Origin of the sequence: Vibrio sp. YT-15 (assembly GCF_033337445.1) — a bacterium.
Lineage (GTDB): Bacteria > Pseudomonadota > Gammaproteobacteria > Enterobacterales > Vibrionaceae > Vibrio > Vibrio alginolyticus.
The window spans coordinates 391,287-405,560 of sequence record NZ_JAWOQR010000001.1; the positions used below are offsets into that span (position 1 = coordinate 391,287).

General features: G+C 43.5%; 16 protein-coding genes. 9 read left to right on the forward strand and 7 right to left on the reverse strand.

The window, feature by feature from the left end; genetic code table 11:
• The first annotated feature begins 20 nt into the window (after positions 1–20).
• Genes R7D93_RS01660 through R7D93_RS01670 form a run of 3 tightly spaced genes read left to right on the forward strand, consistent with a single transcriptional unit; the run spans position 21 to position 2,719 of the window.
• A complete protein-coding gene (locus R7D93_RS01660) occupies positions 21–890 on the forward strand; it encodes a heme/hemin ABC transporter substrate-binding protein (RefSeq protein ID WP_005375320.1) in 870 nt (289 codons plus the stop codon).
• Between the two features lie 9 nt (positions 891–899).
• Positions 900–1,937 carry a FecCD family ABC transporter permease gene (locus R7D93_RS01665; protein ID WP_005375318.1) on the forward strand — a complete coding sequence of 346 codons (1,038 nt, stop codon included), beginning with the start codon at positions 900–902 and terminating at the stop codon, positions 1,935–1,937.
• The gene (locus tag R7D93_RS01670) at positions 1,937–2,719 is read left to right on the forward strand and encodes a heme ABC transporter ATP-binding protein (protein WP_005385036.1); all 783 of its coding nucleotides are present in this window, start codon (positions 1,937–1,939) and stop codon (positions 2,717–2,719) included. Before R7D93_RS01665 ends, R7D93_RS01670 begins: the two co-directional genes overlap by 1 nt.
• Before the next feature lie 112 nt (positions 2,720–2,831).
• Here R7D93_RS01670 and R7D93_RS01675 read toward each other — a convergent pair whose 3' ends face one another.
• Positions 2,832–3,293, reverse strand: a complete 462-nt coding sequence (locus R7D93_RS01675; RefSeq protein ID WP_005385033.1) for a TetR/AcrR family transcriptional regulator — start codon at positions 3,291–3,293, stop codon at positions 2,832–2,834.
• Between the two features lie 607 nt (positions 3,294–3,900).
• On the opposite strand from R7D93_RS01675, the gene R7D93_RS01680 reads away from it, so the two are divergent.
• On the forward strand, positions 3,901–4,200 hold the full coding sequence (locus tag R7D93_RS01680) for a YfcZ/YiiS family protein (protein ID WP_005375307.1): 300 nt from the start codon (positions 3,901–3,903) through the stop codon (positions 4,198–4,200).
• Positions 4,201–4,288: 88 nt separating this feature from the next.
• Here the strand turns inward: R7D93_RS01680 and R7D93_RS01685 are convergent, their stop codons facing one another.
• Positions 4,289–4,561: a YnjH family protein gene (locus R7D93_RS01685; protein ID WP_053307874.1), complete on the reverse strand. Its 273-nt coding sequence runs from the start codon at positions 4,559–4,561 to the stop codon at positions 4,289–4,291.
• Between the two features lie 317 nt (positions 4,562–4,878).
• Here R7D93_RS01685 and R7D93_RS01690 point away from each other — a divergent pair, with 317 nt between their 5' ends.
• A complete protein-coding gene (locus R7D93_RS01690; RefSeq protein ID WP_025998668.1) occupies positions 4,879–5,478 on the forward strand; it encodes a hypothetical protein in 600 nt (199 codons plus the stop codon).
• 74 nt (positions 5,479–5,552) lie between these two features.
• Here R7D93_RS01690 and R7D93_RS01695 read toward each other — a convergent pair whose 3' ends face one another.
• Positions 5,553–6,662, reverse strand: coding sequence for a 1-acyl-sn-glycerol-3-phosphate acyltransferase (locus tag R7D93_RS01695; RefSeq protein ID WP_005385027.1), 1,110 nt, complete (start codon positions 6,660–6,662; stop codon positions 5,553–5,555).
• A 191-nt stretch (positions 6,663–6,853) separates the two neighbouring features.
• Here R7D93_RS01695 and R7D93_RS01700 point away from each other — a divergent pair, with 191 nt between their 5' ends.
• A complete protein-coding gene (locus tag R7D93_RS01700; protein WP_167415897.1) occupies positions 6,854–7,462 on the forward strand; it encodes an AraC family transcriptional regulator in 609 nt (202 codons plus the stop codon).
• A gap of 127 nt (positions 7,463–7,589) precedes the next feature.
• Here R7D93_RS01700 and R7D93_RS01705 read toward each other — a convergent pair whose 3' ends face one another.
• A complete protein-coding gene (locus R7D93_RS01705; protein WP_213867847.1) occupies positions 7,590–8,072 on the reverse strand; it encodes a hypothetical protein in 483 nt (160 codons plus the stop codon).
• A gap of 14 nt (positions 8,073–8,086) precedes the next feature.
• A complete protein-coding gene (locus tag R7D93_RS01710; protein ID WP_005375300.1) occupies positions 8,087–8,620 on the reverse strand; it encodes a nicotinate-nicotinamide nucleotide adenylyltransferase in 534 nt (177 codons plus the stop codon).
• 178 nt (positions 8,621–8,798) lie between these two features.
• Here R7D93_RS01710 and nadE point away from each other — a divergent pair, with 178 nt between their 5' ends.
• A complete protein-coding gene (gene nadE, locus R7D93_RS01715; protein ID WP_005375299.1) occupies positions 8,799–9,629 on the forward strand; it encodes an ammonia-dependent NAD(+) synthetase in 831 nt (276 codons plus the stop codon).
• Positions 9,630–9,729: 100 nt separating this feature from the next.
• Here nadE and R7D93_RS01720 read toward each other — a convergent pair whose 3' ends face one another.
• Complete coding sequence (locus R7D93_RS01720) at positions 9,730–11,547, reverse strand: hybrid-cluster NAD(P)-dependent oxidoreductase (RefSeq protein WP_047101750.1); 1,818 nt, start codon at positions 11,545–11,547, stop codon at positions 9,730–9,732.
• Positions 11,548–11,814: 267 nt separating this feature from the next.
• Between R7D93_RS01720 and R7D93_RS01725 the strand changes: the two genes are divergently transcribed.
• Together R7D93_RS01725 and pyrC are read left to right on the forward strand one after the other, a co-directional pair.
• Positions 11,815–11,979: a YqaE/Pmp3 family membrane protein gene (locus R7D93_RS01725; RefSeq protein ID WP_005375297.1), complete on the forward strand. Its 165-nt coding sequence runs from the start codon at positions 11,815–11,817 to the stop codon at positions 11,977–11,979.
• Positions 11,980–12,134: 155 nt separating this feature from the next.
• Positions 12,135–13,163: a dihydroorotase gene (gene pyrC / locus R7D93_RS01730; RefSeq protein WP_154203975.1), complete on the forward strand. Its 1,029-nt coding sequence runs from the start codon at positions 12,135–12,137 to the stop codon at positions 13,161–13,163.
• A gap of 95 nt (positions 13,164–13,258) precedes the next feature.
• Here the strand turns inward: pyrC and R7D93_RS01735 are convergent, their stop codons facing one another.
• A complete protein-coding gene (locus tag R7D93_RS01735; RefSeq protein WP_213867848.1) occupies positions 13,259–14,164 on the reverse strand; it encodes a DUF808 domain-containing protein in 906 nt (301 codons plus the stop codon).
• Between the last annotated feature and the right edge of the window lie 110 nt (positions 14,165–14,274).

Genomic DNA, 14,274 nt, shown 5'->3' on the forward strand with positions numbered 1-14,274 from the left:
AAGATAGAGATCCTTTCAAAATGAAGAACACACGCATCACTATTCATGCTGTTGTCACGGCAGCTATTTCCCTACTTGCGAGTAGTCAACTTTTTGCCAATGAAACGCCATCCTCAGAGCGCGTTGTTAGCGCAGGCAGCGCCGTCACTGAACTCTTGCTTGAACTCGACGCTAAAGATAGCTTGGTTGCTATCGACGTCACCAGTCAATTACCAAAAGGAATGGAACTGCCTAAAGTGGGCTACCATCGTCGTCTTTCAGCGGAGGGGTTGCTCGCCTTACGTCCGACAAAAGTCATTGGTTCTGATGAGATGGGGCCGAAAACAACATTGAGCCAATTGAAATCGGCTGGCGTAGATGTAGAAATCGTTAATACTGATGCAAATGTCGAGGGCCTTTATCAACGTATTGATCAAATTGCGAACCTTATGGATCGCAAAGCTCAAGCTGAAAGCTTAAAGCAAGATGTCCAGGCGCAAGTACAAGCACTCAATGCAAACCAGCCTGATCAAGCAAAGAAAAAGAAAGTGCTCTTTCTGCTGATCCATGAAGGGCGACCTGCAAATGTTGCGGGCTCACAAACGACACCCGATGCAATTATTCAACTCGCCGGCGGACAAAACCCAGCCGCTACACAACTCTCGTCTTACAAGCCTCTATCCACAGAAGCGATGGTAGAGATGCAGCCTGACGTGATTCTTGTTAGTGGTCGCAGCTATGAAACGTTGGGTGGTGCCGATGCAATTTTAAAAGCAATGCCGCTTCTTGCTGCAACACCCGCTGGAAAGAACAAAGACATCATAACGATTGATGGCCATGCTCTGGTAGGTGGTTTGGGCCTTAAAAGCCTTGCAGAAGCTAAACGCTTGAATGCACTGCTTTACCCATAGAGACATGACATGTTGTTAAGACGCATCCCCCTTTCAACGACGTTATCAGTGCTTAGTGGATTTTTAGCATTTATTGCTATCGCCTCTATTACCGTGGGCCCAATGAACATTAGCTTTGCTGACAGTTTGCGTAGCCTAACGGGAGGCAGTTCTGATCTCGCTCCTCACATTCAGTTGGTCATTAACGAAATCCGATTGCCTCGCACCATTTTGTGTATGTTCATCGGCGCCATTTTGGCAATTTGTGGTGTGGTTATGCAGGGCTTGTTCCGTAACCCATTAGCCGAGCCAGGTATCATTGGTGTGTCTGCTGGCGCTGCTCTTGGTGGTGCATTCGCTATTGTTGTATTTGCTGAATTTAGCCAAAACTATCCGCAACTAATGAACTTAGCGGCTCTGCCTCTTTTTGCTTTCCTTGGCGGTGCACTAACGACTATTCTCGTTTATAAACTCGGCACAAGTAAGTTTGGTACCTCAGTTACAATTATGTTGTTAGCTGGCGTTGCCATCAGCGCGCTCTCGGGTGCTGCGATTGGCTACATGAACTTTATCGCAGATGATCAGATGCTGCGAGACTTGACGCTTTGGTCGATGGGCTCATTAGCTGGTGCAAATTGGTCAGGGATTGCTCTATCTGCTGTAACACTCGTCATCCTATTACTCTGGTTCCAGAAGAAGTCGATGGCGCTGAATGCTCTGTTGTTAGGGGAATCAGAAGCAAGACACTTAGGAGTTCCGGTTCAAAAACTCAAACGTCAGCTTATTTTACTTTCTGCACTGGGTGTTGGTATTACGGTGAGCATCAGTGGTGCAATTGGCTTTATTGGGCTCGTGATTCCTCACTTAGGGCGCATGCTCGCTGGGCCTGACCATCGAACGCTATTACCAATATCTGCCTTAATGGGAGCACTGCTTCTTACTGCCGCAGATATGTTTGCTCGTGTTGCCGTGGCACCAGCTGAATTACCAGTTGGAATCGTGACCGCATTGATTGGCGCGCCCTTTTTCATCTACTTATTGTTCCAGCAAAAAGGGAAGATTTTGTAATGAACCAGATCGTTTTATCGGGGAAAAACATTTCGATGACGTATGGCAACCGTGTGGTGCTCGATGACATCAACATTGATATCCGAGCTGGTGAAGTGACCGCCCTACTCGGCCCCAATGGCGCAGGTAAAAGTACTTTGCTCAAGCTTCTATGCGGTGAGATCTCTTCGAATCATCACATCACCTACTTCGGTAAACAAAAGCATGATTGGGAGCCTGAAAAAAGCGCCAAACATATTGCAATGCTCCCGCAGCACAGCACCTTAACCTTCCCATTTCTAGCCAGAGAAGTAGTAGAGCTGGGGGCAATACCGCTATCACTGTCCAATAAAGAAACCACTAAACTGGCTTTACATTACATGGAACAAACCGACGTATTGCATTTAGCAGAAAGCCTGTACCCGTCTTTATCTGGTGGAGAAAAGCAACGACTGCATCTAGCACGAGTGATGACACAACTACATCAATCTGGCGAAAAACGAATCTTAATGCTTGATGAACCTACCTCAGCGTTGGATCTCGCCCATCAACACAACACGTTAAAAATTGCTCGTGAAACGGCAAAAGCACAAAACGCAGCGGTGGTTGTGGTGTTACATGACTTGAATCTAGCCTCTCAGTACGCAGACCGCCTTGTACTCTTGCATAACGGGAAACTAGTTTGTGATGACACGCCATGGAATGCACTAACGTCAGAGCGCATTGAGCAAGTTTATGGCTATCGCTCTATTGTGACAAAACATCCGACGCTAGACTTCCCTCAAGTGCATGCCGCAGCATAAAGCGTATCTCCTCTAAGCCGTCTCTAAAACACTTTGATACGACAAAGGCCCGCAATATGAGAATTGCGGGCCTTTGCTTTGATAGTGGCAGAATTTGGGGCTTTAAAGGCTATTACTTGCTCATTTGGATCAATGATCGACCAATCAACCACTCAAGCTCTTTGTCACCACCCGCACCAAACTGGCTTTCAACCATTTTGTATAAGCGGTCAATACCATTAGCAGCAAATTCTTGCGCATTTTCAGCGGTGACAATGTGATGGAATAGCAGTCGTAAAATCGCGAGAAACTCAGCATCTTCCAGCGCTTTAATCCAACTTTGTGAAAATGCATTCAATCCTTTATCAAACTCTAAGTGTTCAATAAACATTTTAAAGATACGGCCATCCAGTGCGGCGGTGAAGTCCGTTTTCTTAGGGAAGTGATGGCTAATACCGGTACGCGATATACCTGTCTGCTGGCTTAGCGTCGTGTACGACATTTTGTCGTAACCTAATCTGAGTAGCTGATCAATAACGGCATCCATGATCTTTTGGATAGTGATTTCGGTATCTTCTTTACTACGCTTTGGCATATTTTAAGCTCTTCTCTTTGTAAATCCATCTAACTCACTATTAAATGAGGCCAGAATGAAATCATTCTTAGCATTATACCCGGCTCGCCGATGCGGTTCGATTAGCGAAAACCTAGAAATCAGGTTGCTAAGCACTGCACTTGAAAGCGCTTTGGGTATATGTATTGCGACTATTTAATATCATGTCGAGTTCCAAACCATAACGTCTTTACACTGCGTAATGTGTAATTTTCAGTTATGTTTTTGTCAATACATGCTACTCAAAATAAGGCGAAAAGTTAGTCTCATCAAAACCTTGCGCCAATTATTCATCGAAACTATTCAAAGACCAAGAATGATAATTATTAAAAATAATCAATCAAGAAATAGTCTTATAAATTAACCATTAGTTCAACTGGACTGAGCAAAATCTCGTCACTATGTTCGTTAATTGATTTTAAATGTTGATATATATCACATTAACGTTCTTGATGATTTAGTAATCCAATCTTTAACCCTTACTTAACAAGTGCCTACTCTGTTCCTTTTTTACGCAAAAGTCGTCATTTTTGTAGATACAGATCAAATACCTGATAGAATACCCTTAGTATTTACAAGAGGATTCGTTATGAGTGTCGAATTAGAAAAAAACCAAGTATGTGAGGCCTGCGGCTGTGCTGGCGAGATAGGCTTTATCATCAAAGAAGGTGACGAAGTTGCCGACGTAACGGTTTTCGCACAGACAAAAACAGAGCTAGAGTCTGAACTACAAAAATACATCGAGCTCGCTAAATCAGTATGTGCTGATGTTGAATACAATGTTTCAGAAATAACCGAAGAATCTAACCAAGCGACGGCTCGATTCAAATTTGAAGTAAGTGCTGAAAAACTTATCTTTGAATTAAAAACTCGCTCACTCGCGCGTTAATGAAAAAAGCGAGCATGATGCTCGCTTTTTATTTTTCCAATCTCTTAATCTTAAACCGCTCTAAATGAAACAGACAACTTCGGCGCGTTTATTTATCTTTTTTGAACACGGCCCACTTTAACGAGCCATTGGTTTCAAAATCGTTCTCAGCGGTACACATCAGTAATACGCCTTCAACATTAATCACGGCCCCTGTGGTGTAGGCTTTATCATCGTAGTAACAGATACGCTGACCTACCTTACCGTCAGCAACTATTAGCGCTTTGTTTTCTGGTGTACTGTATGATTTAGCAAAAACGGAACCCGACAGCAGTACTGCAAAAACACCAGCGGTAAAAATAGATACACTTTTTAACTTCATGAAAATCTCCCTCAAACCTCAATAATACTAACAAGGACCCTTGTGAAGTTCTTGGAAGAATCTCATATTATTCAAATATCTACTGATATTTTTCTCACCTCTACACTTGGGTCTGCTTCACATTCAATCATTTAATTTATCTCATTTTAGTAAGCTTGAAGTTACTTAGCTCAGTAAAGAAGCGCACTTTTAACGTGTATCTCTAATTTGAATATTTAAGTTATGAATCAAAAACTGTGAGCAAAAAATGCATAATAGGTTTATTTAAGTATAAGATAAGCACCTGTTGATCTCGGTATTTAACTAACTCTTTGACTATGCGTTTTGTTTCCCTATGCATTACTTCAATCCTGCTCTGCTCGTCTCCTTTGGCATATGAGCTAGATTACTATTCTAAGTTTGGTCACATCGATAATTACGGCAATCTTGATCTTAGAAACAAGCCTTACACCCAACTCCCCTCTGGCCTAGTGGTAAAGGGCAACTTAAACATCTCACAAACCCCTATCAAAACCTTGCCTAAAGGGCTTGATGTTGAAGGCAGTCTGGAAGCAACTAACAGCGCACTCAAAGTTATTCGCTCAGGAACAAAGATAAAAGGCTATGCAAACCTACTAGGTAGTAAGATCGAAAACTGGCCTAAAGGCATCAAACTAGGCGGTTACCTAAATCTGACAGATACACCGTTAAAAGCGCTTCCAGCTAAACTTCGAGTAAAAGGTGATCTAAGTGTTATTCGCACTCCCATTTCTGAACTTCCTGAAGGATTGGTGGTTGATGGTAATCTTTATATTGGAGGATCAGCGCTGAAAGTATTTCCAGACACAATGACGGTGAAAGGGAATATCTATTTAGGTGGTAACAGGATCACCAAATGGCCTAGCAATTTAACCCTTGGTGGCGCCGTCGCACCTTAAAGAGCAGATAAACAAAAGCCCCGGCAGGCCGAGGCTTTAAGGCATTCTGAATCAACAGAGTTCAGTGACGAAGATTACTCTTGGTTATTCACAGGATTAGCATAGCTCGCCACCAAATAAGGTCTTGCGCCTTCAGGTAGCTGATCCAACTTATCCGCGAGATGACGCTTAACCGCTTCCGTAATGATGCTCGAATCTTCATGCCCAGCAGCTAACAAGTTGATTGGGTACAACTTGTAGTTGTTGTGAATTTGGCGGTCGATTTCACCAGCAAGAGATTCCGGCGTTTCAAACTCTTGCTCAATCACATCACCAAACGCAACATGTACACGGCCTTTATAGCCAACGATACCTTGAATGATGCTTTCGATATCTTCAAATTCGCCTTTTTCATAGCGGCCATTTTCTGCTTTTTCGTACAGCTCTTTTGCTTTGGCAATGTCACATGGATCATTTTCATAGGCAATCGAGACAGGAACGATTTTCAGAGAACGCGTGTACTCACCAAAGCTGATCTTTTGTTTACGGCCTTCAACATGGAACATTTTTAAAATCGCAGGATCAGTAAAGTCGTTTCCATCTTTAGCACGGCCTTCCTTTTGGGCAATCCAAATTGAATTGCCAGTATCAAGCGAATGTTTGATATAGCTTGAAAGTTGTCCCAATGCTTTCATCATTTCTCTAGGCGCTTTAGCAGAGCGCTTAACGATGAAGCTCTTATTGAGTCGCATCAATTCTGTCGCACATGGCTTCTTCAGCAGGTTATCGCCAATCGCTATACGAACTGTACGGTGCCCACTTTGGTACAAGCCATAGTTTACGAGCGCAGGGTCCATCGCAATATCACGGTGGTTAGAAACGAATAGGTATGACGTGTTTTTATCCAGCTTATCCAAACCAGAAAAAGTGACGCCATCCGTTGTCTTATTCAATGTATCTTTCAGATACTTCTTCACTTCAATCTGAATTGCTTCGACAGAATCAAGCTTGCTCCACTTAGCTTTCAGGTAGATGCGCAGGATCGGGCTCATTAGCGTTTTGAACCATGCTGCTTTATTAGCAAAGCGATGTTCTAGGATAGCAGTGATAAATTCATCATCTTGGATTAGACGATCCAGCGCTGCTGGAATTTCTTCGTCGTTGTAAGGACGAATTTCAATATAAGGATCGGTATTGGCTGTCATTGTTCATTACATATCAAAAAAAGCTGGCACATTTTACGCATAGTTTTGCTGACAAGCAGCATTTCAACCCATACTTTTAACATGGTCATACCAGTTAAGCCACCATTTATCATGCTAAAAAATTCTCTCAGCAGGTTGGAATCGTATGGGTTTAACGTTACCCTTAGCGCCAAAAAACACTGGTACTCATAATGAACTACGCAATTGAATTTCACGACGCTAAATACCCCTTTCTTGATGTAGCTGCGCGTAAAAAAGCATTGAAGCACAGTCTACTGTCTGTCATCGAAGGGTTAGCCGTCATTAAATTGGGTAAGCAGGAGTATGCCATTGAACCAGGCCAATATTTTTGGATTCCTCAAGGATGTTTGAGCTCCCTCACCTTTTTACCTAATTCTCGTGTATATCGTTGTGATTTTTCTGTGCGTTTAAATGACGACTTCTCACAACAGGCGGGCTTTGTGAAGCCTTCACCGCTACTCAAAGCGCTCGTCGAGAAGCTAGCAACAACTGCCGAACGCTCGGATCTGCAAACCGATCTACTGACAGTAGTAAGACATGAAATATTGACGCTGTCTCCTAAACTAGCGCACTCAACGTTAACGAGAACCATCAATCAATGGACTCCTGGCTGTGACATGAATATTTCTAAAGAGCTTTGCTTGGTACTAACACTACGTGAAGCAAGAAAAATGAAACTGTCGGGGAAGAAGGAAGAGCAAATTGTTGACTCTCTTTTTGCTGGTAACACCGAAGAATATGAACAGCTTTGCTTTTTAGTCTTTGGAGAAGCGCTATAACTTGCTCTTCAACAAGCTACGTGTTCAGCATTACGTAGAATTACGGACACAGAAAGTAGAGATTCAAGTAAAAGCAAAAAGGGCGTACATTGATAATGTACGCCCTTTTTTCATTTGCTTGAGGTGTCTAGAAAGGTACCTCTATCTGCATCATCCAGTCAGCGTCATAATATTCGTGCCAACGATAATCAAACCGCATTCTTGGCTGTCCGTCTGATTTATCACCAAAACCAACGCTGAACATCAACCCGTGACTACGAAGCCACTCTTCTGTATCCATTTTACTCTCTTCGTCTCGAAGCTCTTCCGGCATCCAAAAACCAAGACCAAAGTAATTCTTTTCTAAGTTTTGAGTTAGAAGTGGGGTGTCTTCCGGCTTAATCGCCCACTCCTCCCAATAGTTTTCTGTTGGTCCTTCAAGCTTCGCTTCCGCTGCATGCCAAATCAATGCTTCAGTACTTAACACGCCGATGGAATCTAAAATGTCTTCACAGATAGGAAGAGTGTTATCTGCAAACACCACGGAACGATCAGAAAAATAGTTACACGCGGAATGAGCTTGTGTCACCACAAGCAGCGCACATGCACTAAATAAAACGACTCTGACCATGAAAATCTGACCTCTCAGTTCCCAGACAATGTTTCTCTGTATAAGCCTTTACTAAGTAATAAATCACGTACGGAAGGTGTTGTATAGGCACCGATCTCTTCACCCTCGGCCAGTGCTTTGCGAATATCTGTGCTTCTGACTTTTACTTTTTCAGGACATGCCATAACAGTCCAACGTTCCGTAATCTCTTCAGCTCTACTAAATTTAGCAAATTTGAAGAAATTATCAGGACCAATGACAAAAGTTATATCGGCAGTTGGGTAGATTTCTTGAATTTTTTCTAACAACGCATAGGTCGTCACACTTTGTCCAGGTTGGTATAAAGCTTGCTCTGCATCAGAACGCTGAACATTAGAAAGCCCCATATCCTTGATGAACGCGTCAACCATTTTGCACCGAGTTGGGTAATCAAGCATGTTCTTGCCCCAAGCGTGTGCAATGCTTGGCTCAAGTAGCACAAGATCAAAGTGGCTCAAAGACTCAATAACACTTTTATGCCCTAAACTAGGTGGGTTAAATGCACTACCAAAAATGGCGATTTTTTTCATATCCGGTGATTACCTGGTTGAAGAGAGTTTTCTAATCTGATGATTTCGGTATGATACTACTAATCTTTACAGCTTTTGACCCTAAAGTCGCGTTTAATGAGCCTCAACTGTATGGTTTATCACCATTTGAGCAAATGTGCTTTAGAGTCTGAAATATTTGCAGGAAAAGGAACCCTAAATGGAACAATCCATCCGTGACGAAATGCGCGTACTCCCTTCAATTGATCCGCATTTTGAAATTGAACGCCGTGTCGCTTTTATTAAGCGTAAATTGCAAGAAGCGGGCTGTAAGTCTCTTGTTCTTGGCATCAGCGGTGGCGTTGACTCAACGACATGTGGTCGTTTAGCTCAGTTGGCTGTAGACCAACTAAACGAAGAAGCGGGCAACAATAGCTACCAATTTATCGCAGTTCGCCTGCCTTATGGGGAGCAAAAAGATGAAGATGAGGCTCAGCTCGCTCTGTCTTTTATCCAGCCAACCCATTCTGTATCGGTGAACATCAAAGCAGGTGTTGACGGGCTTCATTCGGCTTCTCACGTTGCATTAGAAGGCACAGATCTTCTACCAACTGATGCAGCAAAAGTCGACTTCGTAAAAGGCAATGTAAAAGCGCGTGCTCGCATGGTTGCTCAATACGAGATCGCGGGCTACGTAGGCGGCCTTGTTCTTGGTACTGATCACTCAGCAGAAAACATCACTGGTTTCTACACTAAATTTGGTGATGGCGCTTGTGACATGGCACCATTGTTCGGATTAAGTAAGCGCCAAGTTCGTGAAGTAGCTGCTACATTGGGTGCACCTGAGCAACTAGTGAAGAAAGTGCCAACAGCAGACTTAGAAGAGCTTGCTCCACAAAAAGCAGATGAAGATGCCCTAAGCCTAACTTACGAGCAAATCGACGACTTCTTAGAGGGCAAACCTGTTCCACAGCAAGTGAGTGACCGTCTGGTAGCGATTTACAAAGCAACGCAGCACAAACGCCAGCCAATCCCGACGATTTACGACTAAGCGATATTTTCAGCTCTCTTTAAAACTCAAAACGCTGCTAAAAATAGCAGCGTTTTTTTGTCTAGGAACAGTTTTTGTCGAAGGACAAAGGTGCTCTCGCCTAGTTGGTTACTGTTATGTCCGTCTCTGGCACAGCACAACACGCCAATACGGTTCCCATTGCACGTTCCTCATCAGTCAACGCGGGCACGTCCGGATGATGAACTTGCCCCGACGTAAGCTGAACTTTACACGCGCCGCATAAGCCAGCACGACAGCTATTGCTGATGACCTTCCCAGCATCTTCGAGCTGATCTAACAACGTTTTTTGGTTGTTGCCTACGACTTTAGTTCCATTAAAGTCAATAGCGAGACTTTTCTCTGGCTTTGACGTAAGAGAAGAAACTCCAAACGCTTCTTGATGGTAGTTTTCCTCTGGCAGCCCTTTTCTTAGCAGGAGATTTTTCGCTTTCTCCATAAAACCATCAGGACCACACACAAACACCTGCCGCTGTTCAACATCTTTGATTTGCTTAATGTGTGACAAACTTAAACGCCCTTTCAAACCAAACCAATCAACAGCAGGTTGCGTTAAACAGACTTTTACTTCTAGCCCTGGGTGCTCACGCTTTAACTGCTCCAACTCTGAGCGACAAGGAATATCATTCTCGGTGCGACATTGATGGTAGAAAACCACATTATCCAACTGATTGTGATCCGCTAAGTAACGCACCATTGATAACATTGGTGTTACTCCGCTACCCGCAGAGAGTAACAGCAGAGGCTGCGCTTCATGCGTTTTAAGGTGGAACTGACCGTCAGGTTGTTCTGCCTCTAAAACATCACCGACTTGTAAGTTGTCCAAGAGTGAGTTAGAGACTCTTCCACCCGCGATACGCTTTACAGAAATAGCATAACGACCCGGGCGAGAAGGACTGGATGATAAGGTATAGCGTCGACCCACTTTCTTACCATCAATATTCACCTCTATTGGCAGGTGTTGTCCTGGCAAGTAATTAGGCAACGAACCTTTGTTTGGCTCTAACCATAAGGTCACAAAGTCTTGGGCAATTTCTTCACGCTCAACACATGTAAGCTTCATGCGCACTGGCGAGTTATCTACGTAAAACTCCGGCTCTTTGTACTCCAATACTTCAACTTTATCGCCTTGACGAATAATGCCTTCATTTCGCGCGACAAGATTCTGGCCAAAGAACACACCACCGACATCGTTTGCACGGAACTGTTGCAAGGTTTTGAGCGGCTCTTTGCTCTCACGGAATGTGCCTCTTTGGGTATTCACCGTAGTCAGGATACAGCGCTCGCAAGGTTTGAGAGACTCAAACTCTACCTCACCGATTCGTATGCGCTTCCATGAATCTTCTTCAAATGGTTTAGTATCAGAGACAACTAAGTTAGTACGAAACTGATCCATTGAGTGTAGCTCTGAACTTCTTCGGTTCAGCTCATCAAGTGAAGCTTGGCTGATCACTAAAACCGGATAACCATCAGCAAAACTGACGTTTTGACCTAGCTTTTCACGGACACGATTCGATTGCTCACCACTAAACAACAACTCAACGCGCTGCCCCAGCACACGACTAAACCAGTCATCTGCATCATCTGTCGTGGTATAGGCAGTAAACGTATCTTTCCAAACCGTTGCAGGTGTCTCCTGCATTTTGAAATCTTGGTAACGGATTTTAAGTGGCTCCATACCCAAACTACTAAACACCACTCCATCGGACAATAAGGCAGACTTAATGGTTACCATTTGCGGATACTTTCGCGCAGTGATCATCGAGCCATCAGCTTTCGCAATCATAAAGCGACGATCGAAGCTCAATCCTTGCTTCTCAACCCATACGGACGACAGCGATAATCCGCCAACTGACTTAACCGGAAAAACATTAATTTGGGATAAAACGGGTTGCGACATGGCCTTCTTCCTACGGGTGTTTTTTATTTGTTGCGGTATTGTATACTCAAATCACATTAAGTTGCAGAGTCTACTGCCTCTTCATCCATCGCAACTTTCTCGAAACCATATTCTTATAAATTTGGTTTTAGTGACAAGTATTTACTACACTCAATATTCGCGTTTTTTAACACCGTTCTGACCAAATACCGTTTGATAAAGTGTGATACGACACACATAATTCACCCAAGTTATCACTACTCCCATTTATCGATTTGGAGCTTAATTATGGATACAAGAAAACTGGTTCTGATTTTGTTATGTATCTTTCTTCCGCCTGTCGCGGTGTTTATGGAGAAAGGTCTAAATAAAGACTTTTTGATTAATCTAATATTGACGTGTTTCTTCTTTCTACCAGGTACGATCCACGCGCTTTGGTTAACAATGAAGTAACCACTTACACTCTCACTCTTTATAAAATTGAAAAATGGGATGAAATATGAGGGCAATTCCTCTATCATCCTGTCGCCTAAGCGCAAGCGTTTGCTCAAAAGCAAATACGGCGCTTAGGCTCCAATCAGACAACTTTTCAATGGTGGGAGCAATTAATGACAACACTGACTATCACTCGTCCTGACGACTGGCACGTTCACTTACGCGATGGGGAAGTTCTTAAAGACACCGTTCGCGACATCAGCCGCTACAATGGCCGTGCGCTGATTATGCCAAATACCGTCCCACCTGTTACTACAACTGAGCTCGCCCTAGCCTACCGTGACCGAATTCTCAAAGAGCAACATGGCGAACAGTTTAAGCCTTTAATGGCGCTTTACCTTACAGATAACACGACACCAGACGAAATACGTAAGGCTAAAGCAACCGGACACATTGTTGCTGCCAAGCTCTATCCTGCTGGCGCCACAACAAACTCAGATTCCGGTGTGACCAATGCGAAAAACATTTATCACGTTTTAGAAGCAATGGAAGAAGTCGGAATGTTACTTCTAGTTCATGGCGAAGTAACACATCACGATATTGATATCTTCGACCGAGAGAAAGAATTCCTTGATACTGTCCTCGCTCCTATCGTCAATGACTTCCCTAATCTTAAAATCGTTCTAGAACATATCACCACCGCCGACGCAGCAAACTTCGTTAGCAACGCCTCAGACAACGTAGCGGCTACCATCACTGCCCACCACCTTCTTTTCAACCGTAACCACATGCTTGTGGGTGGTATTAAACCTCATTTCTACTGTTTGCCAATTCTTAAGCGCGGAACCCACCAGCAAGCGCTGATCGAAGCAGCAACTAGTGGTAGCAAGAAGTTTTTCCTAGGTACAGACTCAGCGCCACATGCGAAAGGGGCAAAAGAATCGGCTTGCGGTTGTGCTGGTTCTTACACTGCACACGCTGCGCTAGAGCTTTATGCAGAAGTCTTCGAAAAAGAAGGCAAGTTGGAAAACTTGGAAGCTTTCGCAAGCTTCAACGGTCCTGATTTTTACGGCATTGCACGTAACACAGATACAGTAACGTTAGAAAAATCCGCTTGGGATGTGCCAGAAACGATGCCATTTGGCAATGATATCGTTGTGCCTATTCGAGCAAATGAACAGATCGAGTGGAAAGTGAAGTAAGTACTTTACTGACGTTTCACCCATAAAACAGGGTCATGCTTTTTGTAAAAAGAAGTCATGACCCTTGTTATTATCGTCTCATGTTTTAGATGTGATTATTGACCACGAAGCTTTTCAACCATCGTCCATACCGCAACCACAACCACCCCCGCCACAAAGCCGATAATACCGTTCAGTAAAATAGGCAAAATGGCTGTAGCAACCGAATGACCACTAAAGTTCATAATAATCGGCTCTACAAAGTGATGAATGGCTGGCACGTTGTGCACCACAATTCCTCCACCCACCAAAAACATCGCAGCAGTTCCTACAATGGTTAACAACTTCATCAACTTTGGTGCAAAAGCGACCAAGGCCCCTCCGACTTTCGCCACCCAACCTTTACCGTTTGAGCGACTTTCAAGGTAAAGGCCTAAATCATCTAGCTTCACAATCCCAGCGACTAGTCCATAAACTCCAACCGTCATAATCACTGCAATTAAACTGACAACTAAAATTTGCGTAACAAGACTGGCTCCGGTCACGGTACCTAACGCAATCACGATAATTTCTGCTGAAAGGATAAAGTCTGTTCGAATTGCACCAGAAACTTTACGCTTTTCATACTCTTCTATCGACTCGCCAGTATTAACTAGCTCATCTTCTTCTTCGTGCGGATGCGAGTGAGGAAACACTTTCTCAAGTACTTTCTCTGCCCCTTCAAAGCAGAGAAATAAGCCGCCAATTAGCAATAATGGCATGATAAGCCATGGAATAATCGCGCTAATAAGTAAAGCTGAAGGAACTAAAATCAATTTATTTTTGAATGAGCCTTTTGCAACCGCCCAAACCACTGGAATCTCTCGCTCAGATGCAACACCAGACACTTGTTGAGCGTTTAACGCTAGATCATCTCCCAATACACCTGCGGTTTTCTTTGCCGCCATTTTTGACATTAAGGCGACATCATCAAGCACCGTGGCAATATCGTCCAACAGTGTGAGTAAACTTGCTCCAGCCATTTTTTGTCTCTTATATGAAATTGAGTAAGTAACAAAATGTAACACCAATGAATCACTCATCAAAGTGATGATTTTGCAAAGAATACCACCCCAAATGGTGTTTTATATTG

What these genes read in the sequence shown, in the direction of transcription:
- R7D93_RS01735 (WP_213867848.1), bottom strand. Translation starts at nt 14,164, where the DNA reads ATGGCTGGAGCAAGTTTACTCACACTGTTGGACGATATTGCCACGGTG.
- R7D93_RS01720 (WP_047101750.1), bottom strand. Translation starts at nt 11,547, where the DNA reads ATGTCGCAACCCGTTTTATCCCAAATTAATGTTTTTCCGGTTAAGTCA.
- R7D93_RS01700 (WP_167415897.1), top strand. Translation starts at nt 6,854, where the DNA reads ATGAACTACGCAATTGAATTTCACGACGCTAAATACCCCTTTCTTGAT.
- R7D93_RS01685 (WP_053307874.1), bottom strand. Translation starts at nt 4,561, where the DNA reads ATGAAGTTAAAAAGTGTATCTATTTTTACCGCTGGTGTTTTTGCAGTA.
- R7D93_RS01670 (WP_005385036.1), top strand. Translation starts at nt 1,937, where the DNA reads ATGAACCAGATCGTTTTATCGGGGAAAAACATTTCGATGACGTATGGC.
- nadE (WP_005375299.1), top strand. Translation starts at nt 8,799, where the DNA reads ATGGAACAATCCATCCGTGACGAAATGCGCGTACTCCCTTCAATTGAT.
- R7D93_RS01665 (WP_005375318.1), top strand. Translation starts at nt 900, where the DNA reads ATGTTGTTAAGACGCATCCCCCTTTCAACGACGTTATCAGTGCTTAGT.
- R7D93_RS01695 (WP_005385027.1), bottom strand. Translation starts at nt 6,662, where the DNA reads ATGACAGCCAATACCGATCCTTATATTGAAATTCGTCCTTACAACGAC.
- R7D93_RS01725 (WP_005375297.1), top strand. Translation starts at nt 11,815, where the DNA reads ATGGATACAAGAAAACTGGTTCTGATTTTGTTATGTATCTTTCTTCCG.
- R7D93_RS01710 (WP_005375300.1), bottom strand. Translation starts at nt 8,620, where the DNA reads ATGAAAAAAATCGCCATTTTTGGTAGTGCATTTAACCCACCTAGTTTA.
- R7D93_RS01675 (WP_005385033.1), bottom strand. Translation starts at nt 3,293, where the DNA reads ATGCCAAAGCGTAGTAAAGAAGATACCGAAATCACTATCCAAAAGATC.
- R7D93_RS01660 (WP_005375320.1), top strand. Translation starts at nt 21, where the DNA reads ATGAAGAACACACGCATCACTATTCATGCTGTTGTCACGGCAGCTATT.
- R7D93_RS01705 (WP_213867847.1), bottom strand. Translation starts at nt 8,072, where the DNA reads ATGGTCAGAGTCGTTTTATTTAGTGCATGTGCGCTGCTTGTGGTGACA.
- R7D93_RS01690 (WP_025998668.1), top strand. Translation starts at nt 4,879, where the DNA reads ATGCGTTTTGTTTCCCTATGCATTACTTCAATCCTGCTCTGCTCGTCT.
- pyrC (WP_154203975.1), top strand. Translation starts at nt 12,135, where the DNA reads ATGACAACACTGACTATCACTCGTCCTGACGACTGGCACGTTCACTTA.
- R7D93_RS01680 (WP_005375307.1), top strand. Translation starts at nt 3,901, where the DNA reads ATGAGTGTCGAATTAGAAAAAAACCAAGTATGTGAGGCCTGCGGCTGT.